General features: G+C 36.6%; 18 protein-coding genes. 17 read left to right on the top strand and 1 reads right to left on the bottom strand.

Features of this window, described 5'->3' with window-relative positions; translation table 11 throughout:
- Window positions 1-31: 31 nt before the first annotated feature.
- From H3T55_RS02465 to H3T55_RS02420, 10 genes are all read left to right on the top strand, one after another.
- Entirely contained in the window at window positions 32-769 is a 738-nt protein-coding gene (locus tag H3T55_RS02465; protein WP_225532850.1) for a winged helix-turn-helix domain-containing protein, read from the top strand.
- The gene (locus tag H3T55_RS02460) at window positions 756-1,229 is read left to right on the top strand and encodes an ASCH domain-containing protein (protein WP_225532851.1); all 474 of its coding nucleotides are present in this window, start codon (window positions 756-758) and stop codon (window positions 1,227-1,229) included. The genes H3T55_RS02465 and H3T55_RS02460 overlap by 14 nt, the downstream gene beginning before the upstream one ends.
- A 220-nt stretch (window positions 1,230-1,449) precedes the next feature.
- Window positions 1,450-1,773: an LPXTG cell wall anchor domain-containing protein gene (locus H3T55_RS02455; RefSeq protein WP_225532852.1), complete on the top strand. Its 324-nt coding sequence runs from the start codon at window positions 1,450-1,452 to the stop codon at window positions 1,771-1,773.
- 5 nt (window positions 1,774-1,778) lie between these two features.
- On the top strand, window positions 1,779-2,597 hold the full coding sequence (locus H3T55_RS02450) for a WxL domain-containing protein (RefSeq protein WP_225532853.1): 819 nt from the start codon (window positions 1,779-1,781) through the stop codon (window positions 2,595-2,597).
- Between the two features lie 29 nt (window positions 2,598-2,626).
- On the top strand, window positions 2,627-3,424 hold the full coding sequence (locus H3T55_RS02445) for a WxL domain-containing protein (protein ID WP_225532854.1): 798 nt from the start codon (window positions 2,627-2,629) through the stop codon (window positions 3,422-3,424).
- 81 nt (window positions 3,425-3,505) lie between these two features.
- Complete coding sequence (locus H3T55_RS02440; protein ID WP_225532855.1) at window positions 3,506-4,633, top strand: DUF916 and DUF3324 domain-containing protein; 1,128 nt, start codon at window positions 3,506-3,508, stop codon at window positions 4,631-4,633.
- An 18-nt stretch (window positions 4,634-4,651) separates the two neighbouring features.
- Entirely contained in the window at window positions 4,652-7,981 is a 3,330-nt protein-coding gene (locus H3T55_RS02435) for a MucBP domain-containing protein (protein WP_225532856.1), read from the top strand.
- A 445-nt stretch (window positions 7,982-8,426) separates the two neighbouring features.
- Window positions 8,427-9,023 (top strand): recombination mediator RecR, encoded by a 597-nt coding sequence (gene recR / locus H3T55_RS02430; protein WP_087639393.1) that lies wholly within the window; start codon window positions 8,427-8,429, stop codon window positions 9,021-9,023.
- Window positions 9,024-9,207: 184 nt separating this feature from the next.
- A complete protein-coding gene (locus H3T55_RS02425) occupies window positions 9,208-9,408 on the top strand; it encodes a cold-shock protein (protein ID WP_087639394.1) in 201 nt (66 codons plus the stop codon).
- Window positions 9,409-9,868: 460 nt separating this feature from the next.
- A complete protein-coding gene (locus tag H3T55_RS02420) occupies window positions 9,869-10,927 on the top strand; it encodes a hypothetical protein (protein WP_225532857.1) in 1,059 nt (352 codons plus the stop codon).
- Between the two features lie 160 nt (window positions 10,928-11,087).
- Here the strand turns inward: H3T55_RS02420 and H3T55_RS02415 are convergent, their stop codons facing one another.
- Complete coding sequence (locus H3T55_RS02415; protein ID WP_225532858.1) at window positions 11,088-11,753, bottom strand: O-methyltransferase; 666 nt, start codon at window positions 11,751-11,753, stop codon at window positions 11,088-11,090.
- A 149-nt stretch (window positions 11,754-11,902) separates the two neighbouring features.
- Here H3T55_RS02415 and tmk point away from each other — a divergent pair, with 149 nt between their 5' ends.
- From tmk to H3T55_RS02380, 7 genes are all read left to right on the top strand, one after another.
- Window positions 11,903-12,547: a dTMP kinase gene (tmk, locus tag H3T55_RS02410; protein WP_225532859.1), complete on the top strand. Its 645-nt coding sequence runs from the start codon at window positions 11,903-11,905 to the stop codon at window positions 12,545-12,547.
- Between the two features lie 14 nt (window positions 12,548-12,561).
- Window positions 12,562-12,891 carry a cyclic-di-AMP receptor gene (locus H3T55_RS02405; protein ID WP_069662228.1) on the top strand — a complete coding sequence of 110 codons (330 nt, stop codon included), beginning with the start codon at window positions 12,562-12,564 and terminating at the stop codon, window positions 12,889-12,891.
- Between the two features lies 1 nt (window position 12,892).
- Entirely contained in the window at window positions 12,893-13,843 is a 951-nt protein-coding gene (gene holB / locus H3T55_RS02400; protein WP_225532860.1) for a DNA polymerase III subunit delta', read from the top strand.
- A gap of 14 nt (window positions 13,844-13,857) precedes the next feature.
- A complete protein-coding gene (locus tag H3T55_RS02395; RefSeq protein ID WP_087639380.1) occupies window positions 13,858-14,697 on the top strand; it encodes a stage 0 sporulation family protein in 840 nt (279 codons plus the stop codon).
- Entirely contained in the window at window positions 14,690-15,046 is a 357-nt protein-coding gene (locus tag H3T55_RS02390; protein WP_087639381.1) for a DNA replication initiation control protein YabA, read from the top strand. Before H3T55_RS02395 ends, H3T55_RS02390 begins: the two co-directional genes overlap by 8 nt.
- 117 nt (window positions 15,047-15,163) lie before the next feature.
- On the top strand, window positions 15,164-16,027 hold the full coding sequence (gene rsmI / locus H3T55_RS02385) for a 16S rRNA (cytidine(1402)-2'-O)-methyltransferase (RefSeq protein WP_225532861.1): 864 nt from the start codon (window positions 15,164-15,166) through the stop codon (window positions 16,025-16,027).
- A gap of 243 nt (window positions 16,028-16,270) precedes the next feature.
- On the top strand, window positions 16,271-17,752 hold the full coding sequence (locus H3T55_RS02380; protein ID WP_225532862.1) for an SdrD B-like domain-containing protein: 1,482 nt from the start codon (window positions 16,271-16,273) through the stop codon (window positions 17,750-17,752).
- Window positions 17,753-17,770 lie beyond the last annotated feature (18 nt).

Here is a 17,770-nt window from a genome sequence, read left to right as displayed (position 1 = left end):
ATAAAAAGAAAAAAAGAAAGGAAATAGAAGAATGGAAAAAATTGCCTATATATCTATAGATGAAGAAGAAAGTTTGATCCCGATGCAACATGAACATCAAGAATTGATCTATTGTGAGAAACTTGTATTGGCAAAAGATCAACTAGATTTAGATGGTTATTCAGGAGTCATCATACAAGAAACAAAATCAGAAGAACTATACAATGTTTGCGAATTGATCATGAATTTGAAAAGGAAAAACCACTCCTTTATATGGGTAATAACTAAAAATGCTCAACAAACCAGCAACTTACTTTATCTTAAACTAGGAGCAGACGGGATCATTGATTCAAGATGTGAATGTGAGCAAATCAAATGGAGCATCAAAAATACGTTGATGCGTTATCAAAAACAAGGGGACTCAATGGGTAGAAAAAAGCAACTGCAGTTGGATGACTATCAATTATTTTCGAGAAACCTAAGCATTGTTTTAGCCGATGATACAGAAATCGAATTAACAAAATTAGAGTATAAAATATTCGAATTGTTGAATACAAAACCTAATCAGGCATATTCTTATGCTGAAATTTATCAACATGTTTGGGGAACTACGACAGAAATGCCAAAAAGCCGAGTGGCAAATATCATATTTCATATAAGAACAAAATTGGAGATCGGTCAAAAAGGAAAAAGAAATCGTTTATTGATCAAAACGGTTCGAAATAAAGGTTATATGCTTTGTATGGAAACGACAAGATTTTGTCAGGAGGAAAAGGATGGAAAAAATTAAAGGATTTTGGGAAAAATTTCTATTGAGTATGGATATGTCAGAACGACCAACTGAAATGAGCTATTCTGTTTGGCATTTCCTGACAGAAGATCCTAAGGATGCAGCATTTGCAAACGAACTAGCTGAATTAGTAAGGTCAGGTGAAAAGACAGCAACAACAACGCTGCCGCTGATTTATCAAATAAATGCTATCCCCTATCCAGAAGTGGGAAGTTATCATCTGATCACAACATTTGAAGGGGAACCTAAAGCAATCGTTCAAGCAAAGAAAATAACGCTAGTGCCTTATCAAGATGTCTCACAAGAACATGTCTTTAAAGAAGCAGAAGGAGATCGTTCGATAGAACAGTGGCAAAGGATTCATCAGCGATTTTTTGCTGACTTATTGACTCCTTATAATCGTATCTTCAGTACGGATATGACAGTCATGTGTATCGAGTTTGATTTAGTTTTCAAATGAATTTCGAAGAATTACTTTTTGCAAGACAGATTCATTTACACAAGCAAAAGATTTGTAAATCACTTTTAGAAATTTAATTTGTATACTAAAAAAGTAATGAGATAAAGTTTACATTTATGGAATGTTGGGAGGTGGGGAGACGATAAAAATGTGTTGTTGATCAAGTACATTTCTCCGCTGATTTATAGTGAAACAAAAGTAAAAAAAAGGGAGAAAAAAAATGGGAGTTACAAAGCAAATATATGTTTTAGCTGTATTGATGGTAGGTTGCTTTTTTGTCTGTGTGAAACATCCTGTATATGCGGAAACTAGCGGAAAAACGGGAACAGATATCATGTTTGTTGAAGAGGATGCGAGACAGAGACCTACTACAGAATCAACGGATAAAAATGGAGTTGTAGCGAGAATCAAAAAGAATTTGCCAAATACTGGTGAGACACCAATGTTCCTCTTTTCCATCATAGGAGCGCTATTCATTTTATGCAGTTTCATTTTTTATTCAATGTATTGTAGAAAGAAAACGAAAATAGACGAAAAGGAATGATTTTTATGAAAACTAAGAACATTATTGTATCAACTGCTGCACTGCTTTTATCTGTAACAGCAGGGGCATCATTTACACACGCAGAAGAAAGTTCAGGAAAAACAACGACGGATGCAGAATTCGCTGCGGGAGAGCGTCCAGATCCAATTTTACCTGAGGAAGGACCAAAACCGCCAACTACAGTTGATCCTGGGGTAGATCCATTACCGGAAACAGGGAATGTTTATGTGACACATTTGCCAAATATTTCGTTTGGAAACGGCAATAAAATCGTTGCAGGTGGAACTGAATATGAAGCTTTGACAGAAGAAGTAACACAAAATGCCGGAGCGATTCGTTTCCATATTCCCCATTTTGTGCAAGTAGCAGATCTATCAGGCTCTAGTGAAACAAAATGGTCAGTGACAGTTCAACAAGATGATATTTATAAAACAACAGACGGTAAGTCATTAGAAAATTCACGAATTCGAATTTATGAAAACAGCGTACGAAGCAATGCATACACTAATTCAGAAATTGCTGCTGGCGTGAACGGTGTTGATACAACAAGCGGATTTTCAATGATTCCAGTGGCAACAAAAGATACAACGACTGCACCTTTAGAAGTATTATCAGTAAAAGCAGCAGGAGCGACAAATAATACGATCACATCTTCTGTATTCATCAAAGATTATGATGAAACAGATTATGATGCGGTAAAAACGCCAAATGCGGCTCGATATTCCGGTGTAAAATTGAATGTTCCTCAAGAAGACCAAGCAAAGGCTCAAAAAGATAACAAATACAGAGCAAACTTAACATGGACATTATCTGTAGCACCATAAATCAATAGATATAAAAGGATGGGGAAAAAATGAAAAAAAGAGTATATAGCATGATCATTGCAGGAAGTGTTTTAGCAGCATTCATTACACCAGTTAAAACACACGCAGAAACTACAACAAAAGGTGAAGCAACCTTTGAAGCTGATTCAAGCCTGATCGTTGAACCAATCAAACCAGGAACAGAAACACCTGTGGAACCGGAAAATCCGATCACTCAAGAAGTGGTATCAAACGTACATTTAGTGTATGTCCCTGGATTTAATTTTGGATTAAATAAAACATCATTACAGACAAAAAACTATTCAGCGAAATACATGACGTATAAAAAAGATGGAACCACCTATGAAATCCCTCAGTTTCTTCAAGTGGCTGATCTTTCTGGGAAAGAAGGTACGCGCTGGGCAGTCACAGCTGAGCAGCAAACACCATTTACAAGTGCTGATGCTGCCGAACATGTATTGACGAATTCGAGAATCGTATTAAAAGGAGCAAGCGTAACGAATAATTTGAACGAAGCCAATGCCGCAGCTATGGTAAACCCTGTACAGGTAGAATCTATCCTGCCTGTCAAAAATGTTGATGGCGGGCCGTTGGAAGTTTTCTCTGCAAAAGCAGGAACGACTGGCGCAGAGTCAACTAATGGAACGATCAGCTCAATGGTCTTCTCAAATAACTATGACGAAGCAAACTACACAACAACGGCAGCAGCAAACGTGAACGATCGAGGAACAAATGCAGATGTTCAATTAAAATTAGAACAAACTGATAAAGTTCAGTTGAAAGAATATAAAGCAGATATCGTTTGGACATTGACGGTCACACCATAAGAGGGCATTTACTTACGCCACTGTTTAGATGAGCCATCAATGATCAAATCGAACATTTTATTAATCGAGGAGAATTTTAGTATGATGAAGCGAAAAATCCAGAAGACACACAAAAAAAAGAAGAGACACTTTCTACTGGGATTGTTGATGTTTCTATCGTTTTTAAGTGTAGGAATCACAGCATATGGAGAAGAAGTGCCGATCAGTGTGAAGCCCATTTTACCTGATAATCAGCGAACAAGGGATGCGGGTTTTTATGATTTGTTGATGGCTCCTGAACAGGAGCAAACACTTCAATTTGAAATCACGAATCGAAGTGACGAAGATGTTACATTAAATTTGGCGATCAATCCTGCTAGTACAGGCGATAATGGCGTGATCAATTATACAGATCTAAAAGAAAAAGTGGATGATTCTATGAAGTATCCAATCACAGAATTAGTAACAGTAGATAAATCAGTTAGTATTCCGCCAAATCAACAGGTTAAGATACCCATAGAAATCAAGATGCCTAAAGAAACGATTCCTGGTCAAATATTAGGTGGTATTCGTGTGACGCAAGCGGATGAGGAAAAGGCGGACAAAAAAGATGAAGGCATCACGATCACGAATAAATTTGCCTATGTGATTGCGATACAACTCCAGATGAATGAGGAACCAGTCAAAGAGACTTTAGCACTAAAAAGTGTACGTGCAGCACAAGTTGCTGGACGGAACACAGTAAAAGCTCAACTGCAAAATCCATCCCCAACATTGATCGATGAGGTGTCGTATCGTGCAAGTATCACACAAAAAGGAAAAACAGAAGTTCTTCATCAAAATGCAGTAGAAGGCTATCGAATCGCACCTAATACTAATTTTAATTTTCCCATAAGCTGGGAAAATGAGCGCTACAAAGCTGGCACTTATACGATTCATTTACAGGCAGAATCTAAGGTGAGTCAAGAAAAGTGGGATTTTGAACAAGAGTTTACCATCACTGCAGAAGAAGCTAAGCAGTTGAATGATCAAGCAGTTGGTTTAGAAGATGAAATTCCATGGTTGCTCTACATAGGAATTGGCTCAAGTATTCTCTTGTTGTTGATTATAGTTGTTATACTATTGATCATTAGAAGCAAGAATAAAAAACGTATTGCATTAGAGCAAGCTGCTTTGCGTAAGAAAAAAAGAAAGAAGAGACCTGTTGTCCCAGAGAAAAAAAGAAAATAATAGAAAGGAGGAAATCGAATGAAAAAAAGGAAATTGCCGGTATGCTTATTTTTTGGAAGTTTACTCATTGTTCTAGGCTTCTTTTTCTTAAAAAATATGGAAACCATCCAAGCAAAACCAGATGATGGAAATCCAATTGTCATTGACAAGGGAACTGTTGATGAGTTCAGCTTACCGTTTGATGCAAAAAAGTTATTGGAATCTGATTTGTTGGCACAGAGTCCACAATACGATGCGTTTGTACAGGAAAATAAGGTCACACCTACGTTGATAAAACAACGAGATTCATCACAACAAATCCCGACATATCTGTGGAGTAGTCAAATAAAGAATTCTATTGTGAATACGTATATAACAAGTTATGGAAATATTATTTCTCTTCAAAAGTTTACGACTTTTCCATATAATGTACCTTACAATAAAATAGAAGCTAATAAAGTTATTTTGCAGTCTCCTACTGGTGAAGTGTTAGATTCTAAGTGGGTCTATCAATCTCCAAATAGTATTCAACAGCCCTCAAATACTACGGAATCAAGCAAAGCCTATCTATACGAGTTAAGTCCTTCAAATTATACCGTTACATTTGCAACTTCGTCATCTCATACAAATACGACTTCATATAGTGATGATGATGGTAAATTATTGGTCTCCAAAGACGATGAGAATAGTGAAATACCACTACCAACTACTTCTTTGGGTCAAAAGGAGTCTGAACATGATTATCAATCAATAGGGCTTACGTCAGATGGCGATAGAAATATTGTATCGGCATCAACTATAAAAAATATAACGGCAGATAAAAATAATTATTATGGTTTTGCATATCTTAGTGGAGAAATTAATAACTTATATGCTCCGGACAATTTTAATCTTAGAACAGATCCCGATAAAGCTAACGCAATAACAACTAAAGAACATTATAGTCGTATTAAACAAGGAAGTCTCAAATGGATTAGTGAAGGAAATAGTGTAATTTCGGGCACAGAACTTTTTGCCATAGAAGAACAAAATACTGCAGTTGGGACCTTTAATAATATTATTAGATATAGATCTAGAGCGATAGTTGGCCCAGATGCCTTTTTTCGAGACTACGTTTTTGAATTTGAAAATTCTACTGTAGATGTGGAATCTGCGCTAAATTCTAGAAAACCTTCTGATTACTATATTCAAGTGAGATCGCAGGAAAATGTAAAACTGTGTAAGGTAGATACTAGTTTAGTTGAATTGTTAGAATTACCCAAAAATACAAATGTAAAATTTGATTTCTATGAAGACGGATATGTTTTTATTGGACATATTTCGAATTTCACAGGAATATTTAAAGACGTAAAAGGTGGTCCTGGAATATATGCTGGTATTTTAGATAAAGATTTTAAATTAACGAGTATTTTTAAACCGATCGATCTTAATTTTACTGGTGATTCAAGTGAGATACTTTTGACTAACCTGAGACAACAGCCGTCAAACGAATTTGTAATCTCGGGAATGGTACAAACCGAGGAAATCAATTTTATTGATGATGTGATATACGGTAATTATCCAGGTGAAACATCAAGTCTAGAGAATAAAAAGTGGATAACGCAAGAGCTATCCCCACTAAAAGGGAATAGTTTTGTATCCTATTTGAAACTTGAAGAAGATTGGGCTCCTATTATTAAAGCGCCGGACTCTTTTATGATTGACATTAGTGACTCAGATCTTAAAACTGGAAATCCTTCTATCCTTGATAATTGGCTGTTGACTGGGAGTAAAAATGGAACGTTGGAAGATAGTAGTGCTGTTAGTGTATTTGATCGTTTTGATCAGACGTTGAAGGGGGACGGTTACTCACAAATTTGGCTGAATAAGCGAATCAACAAAAACCCATTGAAAGAATCGAATTCTATCGATTGGGAAGCTTTAGGCTTAAACTTGGAAAGTGTTGGTCCACAACAAATCACTTACTTTATTTCTGACAGTGCCAATCAAGTTACAACAACTTCTCAATGGATCAATAAAAAAGATGATTTTACGGCACTTGATGATGATCATGCGCTTTATGCCAAAAACTTTAGTGTTCCCCTAGCCTCTGTTCAAACAGATTTGGCTTCAATCGATGAAGTCAAAAAGAGAGCTGAAACAAAAGCATGGAACTTGACGAACTTTGAGATTAAAGAAGATGGAACGAAGAACCTATTTTCTGATAGGGTAATCATTGACGAGACACAACTATCAAGTCTTCAACAAGCAAAAGATGCAAAACCTTATCCTTTAGATATTACGTATCAAACGGAAAATGGGAAGATCACCAGAAGAATTTGGGTTTTCGTAACAGCAGAGAACACAACTGTTGATACAGAAAATAATATTGTCTTGTATGCGAATGATTATCGCTATCCACTGGATCAAGCGCCTACGACGACCGTAGAGAAACAATTGCGTGAACAATGGGATAACACTGAGCCTGCAGTAAAAGCGTATGAATACAATGCGATTCAAGAAACAGGACAAACGTTGATCCCGCTTTCTGATGGCGCATTAGAGGGCACAAGTTGCGGGTTAGGAATGGAACAGTTGGATTTAGAAAGGATTCAGGGAGCGACTGAACCTTCAGTGTTAGCAGACATTCATTTCACGTATATTACCGGTGAAAAGAAAGTATCTGTTGCAGTCGATGTAACTCTCTATCATGCACAAACCAGCGTCGTGGTAAATTTTGAAGACACGGATCAAACAGTGGTACATCCTCAGGTTACAATAGAGGGAAATGTGAATAGTCAGATCGATTTAACTTCAAAAGAAGTCGTCACGGATGCTCTTTCAGAGATTGTCGCTGAAGGGTACCTTTTAAAAGAGCGACCAGAAAATGAAATGGACATCCTTTTGACAGCGGAAAAAAAAGAAGTTACTTATCTTTTTGAAGGTCAGCTGCAATTTATTCATGTGACTGATTCTCTAAAGTTAACTAAAGGAAAGATCCTTCCTTTTGCGCAGACATTAAAGTATGACAATCCTGCAGAAGACTTTACGGTTCAAGTAAAAGATACACGGTCATATAAAAATCAAACTGAAAAAACGCGAGGTACATTTAAAGTAAATGTATCCTTGACAAAAGAATTTGAATCAATAGATGGCAAGAAACTTTCAGAAGCAGCATTACTTTATAAGAATCAGGAAATAACAGACTCTGGATTGGATGTCACCCGATCAAAGCAGAATCCATTGAATCCTGAAGAGAAAGATTTTTCCTTTTTATTAAATCAAAAGGGAACTGGAACGGAAGGATTTACTTTAGAGGTACCAGCAGGTATTGCTCAAACTAAAGCATACTATGCTGAAATGACGTGGGACTTGATCGAAGGACCTTGAGTTGAAAAAGATAGGAACGCTCAACCATAAAATAGTTCAATTCACCCGAACTATTTTATGGTTGAGCGTTCTATTTTGTGATAAGACATATCATTTAAACTAATCGAAAAATCACAGACAAAACTTCTCATTACAATGGTATTGACTAATCATACTTAGCAGAGTATGTTAAAATGGAAAATATGAAAAAAAGAGATGTTAGTAGTAAAAGTAATTGAGAAATTATGGTAAAAAGATGGTACAATATACGTTCTGAGAAATAATGTAGAAAAAAACTGCTTGAAAAAATAAAGATCAATGAGTGATTTCCTAGATAGACTTCCTGAATATGTAAGCGATATTCTTGATTCTTATTAGTTTTTAAATAAACGTTGTTACTGTTTTTGTTACCGCCTGAAATCATAGGCACTATCAACACTTGATATGAAAGGAAGTTTAAAGAAATATGCATTATCCTGAACCCATTGCTAAACTAGTTGAAAGCTATATGAAATTACCCGGAATCGGGCAAAAAACGGCTGTTCGTTTAGCTTTTTATACCCTTGATATGAAAGAAGAAGATGTCAATGCTTTTGCTAAGGCGTTGATCAGTGTGAAGCGCGATTTACATTTTTGTAGTATATGCGGAAATATCACAGAAGAAGATCCTTGTGAGATTTGTCAGGATAAAACGCGTGACCGCAGTATTATTTTGGTAGTTGAAGAGCCGAAAGATGTCATGGCAATGGAAAAAATGCGTGAGTACCATGGTTTATATCATGTTTTACATGGAGTTTTATCACCGATGGAGGGAACTGGACCAGAAGATATCAACATTGCGCCATTGATCCAGCGTTTACATGATGATGAAGTCAAAGAAGTCATTATTGCAACGAATGCGACGACAGAGGGAGAAGCTACAGCCATGTATCTTTCCCGCTTGATCAAGCCTGCTGGAATTACTGTAACTCGTCTGGCACATGGACTATCTGTGGGTAGTGATATTGAGTATGCAGATGAAGTGACCCTATTAAAAGCAGTCGAAGGAAGACGAGAATTATAAAAAGGGTTAATATATTGTTGATAGAAAATCAAGCATTAGTTTCTCCTTTGTGTTACACTGTATAGGTAATCAATTTTGAAACGTAAATTATAGTGTTATACATAAATAATATAATTCTTTTTTTTGCTTATCAAACATTTTTTGCAATAGATAGCATATTTGATATGCAACAGGAGGAATATATATGAATAACGGTACAGTAAAATGGTTTAATGCAGACAAAGGCTTTGGTTTTATCACAGGAGAAGATGGTCAAGATGTGTTTGCCCACTTTTCAGCTATTCAAGCGGATGGATTTAAATCACTAGACGAAGGTCAAGCAGTAACTTTTGATACTGAAGAGGGTCAACGTGGAATGCAAGCTGTTAACATCCATAAAGCATAAAAAAAAGCCGCCATTGTGTGGCTTTTTTTTTATGTCAGATGATAATGTTATCGCAGAAGTCCAATGTGGACACAAACCATTAATATTTATAAAGTATAATTAGTTAAATGTCACAAGTTATTATGGCTTTTTTTACTGAGAGTAAAATAATAAATGGGATTTGGATAATAGATAAAGGTCATTAGTACAGTTTAGATGAAAGAATTGGTGATTGTTGCGCAATATTTCGGGTTGAATTTCAATTTTCCGATTCAATAAAACGAATAAAATCTGATACATAGCTTTTTAAACTTACACATTTTAACGTGGAAAGGTGAATTCAAGCGAAAAAAAATATAGCTCTTTTCTGTTTTTATGAGTATTCTCTTATAGATAATCGTATCATTTGTACCAAATAATTTTAGCCTTTATAGTAATAATTGTACAAATGGTTTGAATATTTTATGAAAGGATGGAAATTATGGAAAAGAACACAAGAAAAAGAGGATTTGTATCTTATTTGGCACCTGATGAAGGCGCGGGTGTGAATATTTCGTGGGGAGCAATCGTAGCTGGCTTAGTTTCATTCTTTGCAATCTTTATTACATTAAGTTTGATTGGTTCAGCAATTGGTTTTGGTATAGTTAAACCAACCTCTGATAATCCATTGGATGGTGTTGGTACTGGATTGACAATTTGGACAGTTGTAACGTTTATTTTGGCTTTATTTTGTAGCGGCTTTATTGCCGGGGTAGCAGCGCGAAGAATAGGGTTACTCCATGGTTTTCTAACTTGGGCAACGAGTGTTTTAGTTTTAGTAGCTATTCTTTCGTATACAGCAATTGGAGCTTTTTCAGCAGTAGGATCTTTATTTGGCGATATCATCTCAGCAACAGGAAGTGGCATACAGACAGCAGCGTCTGGGACTGCAGATACAATTGGTAAATCTTTCGATAAAGTTACAGAGAATGTTCAGTCAGTGAATACAGATGAACTTCAATCTCAAGTAAAAAAAGTATTGTCCGATACTGATGTCCCTGAACTACAACCAAATTATTTAGAAGATCAAATGAAAGAAGCAACTAATGAAATTACGGATGCAGGCAAAGAATTAGTAAAAGATCCAGAAAATGCTGATAAAATCTTTAAAGATACTGGGAACTCTTTAAAAGAAAGAGCAAAAAATATAGGTGATTCTGTTGATCGTGAAGCGATTGCAAATGCTGTCTCAGCAAATACGGAACTTTCAAAAGAAGAAGCTGATCAAGCAACAGAGAACATTTATAATGAATTACAAAAAGCCTCTGACGAAGCACAAAAACAAATTGAAACAGCCCAAACTAATCTTGAAAAAGCTAAGGATGATTTGGATGAAACGATCAAAGAAGCGAGAGAAAAAGCAGAAGATGCTTCAAATACGGTGGCAAAAGCTTCTGTTTGGAGTTTTATAGCTATGGTCCTTGGAATGGTTATTACTTCTTTTGCGGGTATGTGGGGCGCTAATTTAGTAAAAAATCCAGAAACAGAAAGTAAACTGTGATTAATAAAAATATTTTAGAAAAAATATAACAGAATTCAAAACTGAAACTCCAGATACAAATCCGTGTGATTTGAGTCTGGAGTTTTTTATTAAAAGGTTGCTTTAGACATAATTTTAATGAGTAAATAATTTTTATTCGGTTTTTCTTAGAGAACGACTATCAAAATTCAACAATACTGATCGTGAAACCATCATATCCTTTAACACCAACGGTTTCTATAGCTGTTGAGCTCAATTTAGGATGAGCAGCAAGATCATCGATGAATGAGCGTACACCAATCACTCGGCCATCTATGCTATTTGCGTCTAGAACAGCACCATCACGTACGACATTATCGCCAATGATGATTGTTCCTGGTTTGGCTAATTTCAGTGCATATTCTAAGTAGACAGAGTTGTTTTCTTTATCCGCATCGATAAAGATCAAGTCAAATGGAACAGTTTCAGAGGCCGCTAAGTGATCGAGATTTTCTGCAGCTGCGCCGATCAGAATCGTTACCTGCTCAGAAACATTTGCCATCATTAAATTTTCTTTGGCAATAGCCGCGTGTTTGGGATCAAACTCAAGAGAAATTATTTCCCCATCAGGTTCAAGAGCCTTAGCAAACCATAAGGTACTGTAACCGCCTAGGGTGCCGATCTCTAGAATCCGTTTAGCTCCTTTGATTTTTGCAAGAAGATAGAGAAATTTTCCTTGACTGGGAGAGACATCGTGCGGCGGTAATCCGTGCTTTTCGTTATTTTGTAGGAGTTTGTCAAAAAGTGGGTCGCTTCCTACCAATTTTTCACTAAAATAAGCATCTACATCAGAGAATAAATGTTCCAATGGATTCACTCCTTTTTCTTTATAGCATCAGTGTATCATGAAAGTAAATAAATGAAAGTCTATTCATCTCGGACAATTCAATTAGACTGATTGTGATAGATAAAGTATAATAGGTAGAAGGAATCAAAGTAAGTTAGGGGATTAGTAAAGTGCAAGGTATTTTTATAACGATCGAAGGACCAGATGGCGCTGGAAAAACAAGTGTCTTGAATGAATTATATCCAAGATTGGATTTGGCAGCAGAAAAAAGCATCATCAAAACAAGAGAACCAGGCGGTATTCCTATAGCTGAGAAGATCCGCAAAATCATTTTAGATCCAAAAAATCAAGAGATGGATGAACGAACAGAAGCGTTGCTTTACGCAGCAGCTAGACGTCAGCATCTGATGGAGAAAGTGTTACCTGCGCTTGAAGCTGGCAAGATCGTTTTATGTGACAGGTTTGTAGACAGTTCATTAGCCTATCAAGGAGCTGGCCGCCGTATCGGCGTTGAAGCTATTGCCTCGATCAATGAGTTTGCGATCGAAGGAACAGTTCCTGATTTTACGATTTATTTGGATGTCGATTCTGATACAGGTTTGAACCGAATCAGGAATAACCGTCAACAGCAGATCGATCGATTAGATTCTGAGGGATTGGAATTTCATCAGCGTGTGCGTCATGAATACTTGAAGTTAGTTGAAGAAAATCCGCAGCGAATCATCAAGATCGATGCTAGAATGAGCTTAGAAAATGTTGTCGAAGCGACTTTTCAAGCAATTGTAACTCGTTACCCAGAATATTTTAGAATTTAGGAAGGTGTTTGACTATGAAAATTATTTTAGCGATCGTCCAAGACAAAGACAGTAACCGTTTAGCCAATGAGTTTATCGATGCGAATATTCGTGCAACGAAGTTGTCGTCGACCGGGGGCTTTTTGAAAGCTGGAAATAGCACATTTATCGTTGGTATCGATGATGAGCGTGTAGAAGAAGCATTAGAGTTGATCAAACAAACCTGCCAGTCTCGTAAACAATATGTGTCAACACCAGTGACATTAGATATTACGATGGATGGTCAAGTACCTTATCCTGTAGAGGTCGAGGTTGGAGGAGCAACAGTCTTTGTACTCCCAGTAGAAGGATTCCACCAATATTAAGATGAACGAAGCACAATATTTAAGTGAGCAGCAGCCGTTGCTTTACCAACAACTTCAAAAAAGCTTTGAGCATGGTCGTCTTGCCCATGCTTATCTTTTTGAAGGGGATACAGGAACTGGTAAAAAAGAATTCGGGTTGTGGATGGCTAAGCATGTTTTTTGTACCAATTTAATAGATAGTACTCCATGTAATCAATGCAATAATTGTTTGAGGATCAATGACAATGAACATCCTGATGTGTTGCGTGTAGCTCCTGAAGGTCAAACGATCAAGGTCGATCAGATCAGAGCATTAAAAGCAGAGTTCAGTAAAAGCGGTGTGGAAACAGCGCAAAAGGTTTTTTTGATCGAGCAGGCAGATAAGATGAGTATTGGCGCAGCGAATAGTTTGTTAAAATTTTTGGAAGAGCCGGAAGGGAAAATATTGGCGATTTTAGAAACAACTTCATTAGCAAAAATTTTGCCAACCATTCAATCCCGTTGTCAGGTACTGCATTTTCAACCGCTTGTAAAAGAAAAATTGATTCATACATTGACAGAAACAGGTATCAGTAAAAATAGTGCAGCTCTTTTAGCAGAACTCACAAATAGTTTTGACAAAGCAGTTGAATTATCCAAGGATGAATGGTTTAATGAAGCTAGGGAAATTATGCAGCAATGGTTTGATTACTTGATCAAAGATGATCTGCAGGCCTTTGTATATGTTCAAAAAAAGATGGTCAAAGTCTTTAAAGAAAAAGAACAGCAAGCATTGAGTTTTGATTTACTACTTGCTTTTTACCGCAAACAACTCACTGACAGTGTTTCTAAGGAACAGCTCAAGCGTGTGATCGAACAACAGGCACAACGGATCGAGCTGATTTTAAAAGCACGCCAAAAATGGGAAGCAAATGTCAGTTGGCAAAGTGTTTGTGAGCAATTAGTGATTCGAATGATCCACCCTAAAACATAAATAGGAGGAAGAAAATGGTAGAAGTAGTAGGAGTTCGTTTCCGTGAAGCTGGTCACATCTATTATTTTGCTCCTGGAAAATCAGAGTATTTTTACAATGATAAAGTTCTTGTGGAATCACAGCAGTCTAAACAGCTGGCCACAGTTGCGATACCTAAAAAAACGGTCGATCCGGAAGATTTGCCGGAAGAATTGAAGCCTATTTTAAATAAAGCATCAGAAACTGATTTAGAAAAAGAACAAAAAAATGTGGATGATGCACAAGCGGCACTAAGTGTGGCGAAAGAGAAGATTCGTGCGCATGAATTAGAGATGAAATTGATTCGTGTCGAGTATACATTTGACCGTAGCAAAATGATTTTCTATTTTACTGCAGATGGACGAATCGATTTTCGTGAACTAGTCAAAGATTTAGCTGCAATTTTCCGTACAAGGATCGAATTGCGTCAGATCGGTGTTAGGGATGAAGCGAAAATTTTAGGTGGAATCGGTCCATGCGGCAGACAATTGTGCTGTTCAACTTTTTTAGGTGATTTTATGCCTGTTTCGATAAAAATGGCAAAAGATCAAGGACTATCTTTAAATCCTGTAAAAATTTCTGGCTTATGCGGGCGCTTGATGTGCTGCTTGAAATACGAAAATGATGAATATGAAGCAGCGAAAAAGGAATTACCTGACTATGGAAAAGATGTCATGACACCAGATGGCAAAGGCCGAGTAGTTGGTTTGAATCTTTTAAGTAGAATTATCAAAGTTCGTTTAGTCGGACGTGAAACGGCCGTCGAATACGACTATGAAGAAATCAAAGAAGCAACAGAAAAAGCACAAGCTGAAAAAGGTGATCAGAATGGATAAGCGTTCTTTATACGATGGACTGAGTTCTCTTGAAACAGATTTACAGGGAACTTTGGGACAATTATCCGAAATCAAAGAAGCACTTCATGAGCTAGTCGAAAAAAATACAACGCTTGAGATAGAGAATCAGCGATTACGTGAGCATTTACAGGAAGTCACGAAGCTTTCAGAAAATACTGATGATCTTACTGATCCAGCAAAACAAGAGCTATCTAAATCCCGTATGAATTTAGAAAAGCTTTATGAAGAAGGGTTTCATGTGTGTAATATCTTATATGGTTCTCGTCGTGAAAACGATGAAGAGTGTGCTTTTTGTTTAGATGTTATTTATGGTGAACGATACAAATAAAGAGTTGACATGGAAAGTGTAGGACAGTGGTTATGTACATTTGTTTTGCACTTTTAGACTTTGAAGAGGCTGGGAGTGAAACATTTGTCCCACCTTTTTTGTGTAAAAGGAGAATGTATGCAAAAGCAAAAAAGTTTTGATTCAGCTAATCAGGGGCAGCTTTACTTAGTGCCGACCCCTATTGGAAATTTAGAAGATATGAGTGTTCGGTGTATCAATATTATGAAAGAAGCGACGATCATTGCGAGTGAGGATACCAGAAATACACAGAAGTTATTGAATCATTTTGAGATTTCTACTCCTCAGATCAGTTTTCATGAACATAATTATAAAGAACGAATTCCGCAATTCATTGAACGTTTAGCTTCTGGGGAAATGATCGCACAAGTGAGCGATGCAGGGATGCCATCCATCAGTGATCCGGGTCATGAATTAGTGACTGCTTGTATTGAAAATGACATTAAAGTCATTGCACTCCCTGGTCCAACAGCTGGCATCACAGCGCTGATCGCATCAGGATTATCTCCACAACCCTTCACTTTTTATGGTTTTTTGCCTAGAAAGAAAAAAGAACAGCTCGAGTGTTTAGAGCAGCTGAAGCAGGATCGTCCAACACAGATATTTTACGAATCTCCTCATCGAATCGCAACCACAGTGAAGCATGTTGCAGAAGTTTTTGGAGAGGAACGGAAGGCTGTGATTTGCCGTGAATTGACAAAGCTTCATGAAGAATATCTACGAGGAACTTTAGCTGAATTAAGAGATTATTTGGCTGATCACACCTTAAAAGGAGAATGCTGTCTATTAGTAGAAGGGTTTTCTGGAGAAACACTTGACCAAGAAGAGCTTCATTTATCAATCAAAGAACATATCGAACTTTTGATCGATGAAGGACTTTCTTCAAAAGAAGCGATCAAAGAAGTTGCGAAACAAAGAAACTTGAAAAAGCAAGAGGTCTATAAGGAATATCATATTAACTAAAATTTAGAAGAGTTTAATTAGTAGCATGTCTTTTCTCTTCTTTTTCTATAATTTATGAAATGGAACGACGATCATTTTTTTGATTTTTGTTCCATTTTTTTCTCTTAAATTTATCATTTCTGAAAAAAATATGATACAATACGTCTTTTTCTTTATTGTAAAATAGGGTATTAAGTTTTACATTTTTTATTTAAAGAATAAAAAACTTGATAAATGTGCTGAGAATAACAAAGGAGAAGAAGGATGGACAAGAAAAGAATAGTTACTTTAATTCTAATGATTTTGGGCATTGTTGTGTTTGGGGAAACAACAGAAGCGGCTCAACTTGATTTACCAGTCAATACAATTACAGGTTCTGTTTATCAAGATATCAATGAAAATGGTGTGATGGAGCTGAAAAATTTTGAGATCACAGTTCCAAAACAACAGGTTCGTTTGTATCATTCATTGGTAGATGCACAACAAGATCAAAATGTCATTAGTGCGACTAATACGAATGCAGTAGGTATGTTTAGCTTTAGTAAACTAAAACGAGGAAATTATTATATCCGTTACGACTTTGACAAGGCTTATCGTCCGGTCAACTTTGCTCAAAATGCATTAGATGATGCTGGTATTCAAAGCAGTGGTATCGCTAAAATCGATGCAACAAATCGTTCTAAATTATTATATACAATCGACCTTCCGCAAAAGCGTGTGACCAATTTAGAAATTTTACCTTTTGAAGATAAAAACTGGAACGGGTTAATGGATCCAGAAGAAGCAATTATGGATGGTAAAACAATGATCATTTTGAATGTTCGTCGTTTTTCTGAAGTTATCAAGAATAAAGAACTTGATGGTTTGGATGTATCCAAATTGCTTTCGGGTGCTCTAGGAGGCAATCTCGACATCTCAGATGCGATTTATTTTAGAACGACAAAAAATGGTCAGCTCATAAATATGCCGGATGTCACTTCAGAGTTATATATTATTATTCGCTCTCCATTCGATCTGACTTTGACCTCGATGGTTGGTAACATCACCAAGATCAATGCATTGCTGGCCATTATACAAGGTGGGGATATCGAGGCGATCTTGAATGATCCGGAACTGATCGCGGCAGGTGATATCGATACAAATTCAGATAATGAATATATCCATCTGTTAGCATCGATCTTACCAAAAATAGCTGATGAAGTGGATAAAATCAACTATAATGAGATCATTGGAGAAGATAATGCTGCCGTGATCACGAAAACGACCAATCAGTTACGAGCAATTGAAACGCTACTTAATAAGATTCCTGCGATGCGCTTTGTCAAAGTAGATCATTTCGGAAATAGCTATGATTTGACAGGTCTGAAATTCAAACGTACAAATCAGTTTTTCTTTGGCATCAAAAAATATGCAACCTTATCAGGATATGCATTTAATGATAAGAATAAAAATGGTAAAAAAGATCTACTAGAAAGACTTCAATCGATCGATCTAACTATTTATGATGCTAAAGGAAATGTTTTGAGCACTGTGAAAACACCAGCTAGCATCAGTGAATACAAATTGATCAACTTACCTTATGATCAATCTCTTTATCTAGGAATCCCTGAAAACCTAACGAGCACGACAGCAATGACTGTAGATAAACCAACAGCATTAGCAGACAAGAATATCATTGGTGAATACTATATAGAAGGAACTTCAGGAAACGCTAGTTTAAGACAAGATATCGGTATCATCAATTAATTAGAGAAATAAAATATC

Source organism: Enterococcus sp. S22(2020), assembly GCF_020295385.1.
GTDB classification, from domain to species: Bacteria; Bacillota; Bacilli; order Lactobacillales; family Enterococcaceae; genus Enterococcus_L; species Enterococcus_L dunnyi.
Note: the sequence above shows the minus strand (reverse complement) of the source record. Positions and strands in the feature narration are given on the sequence as shown.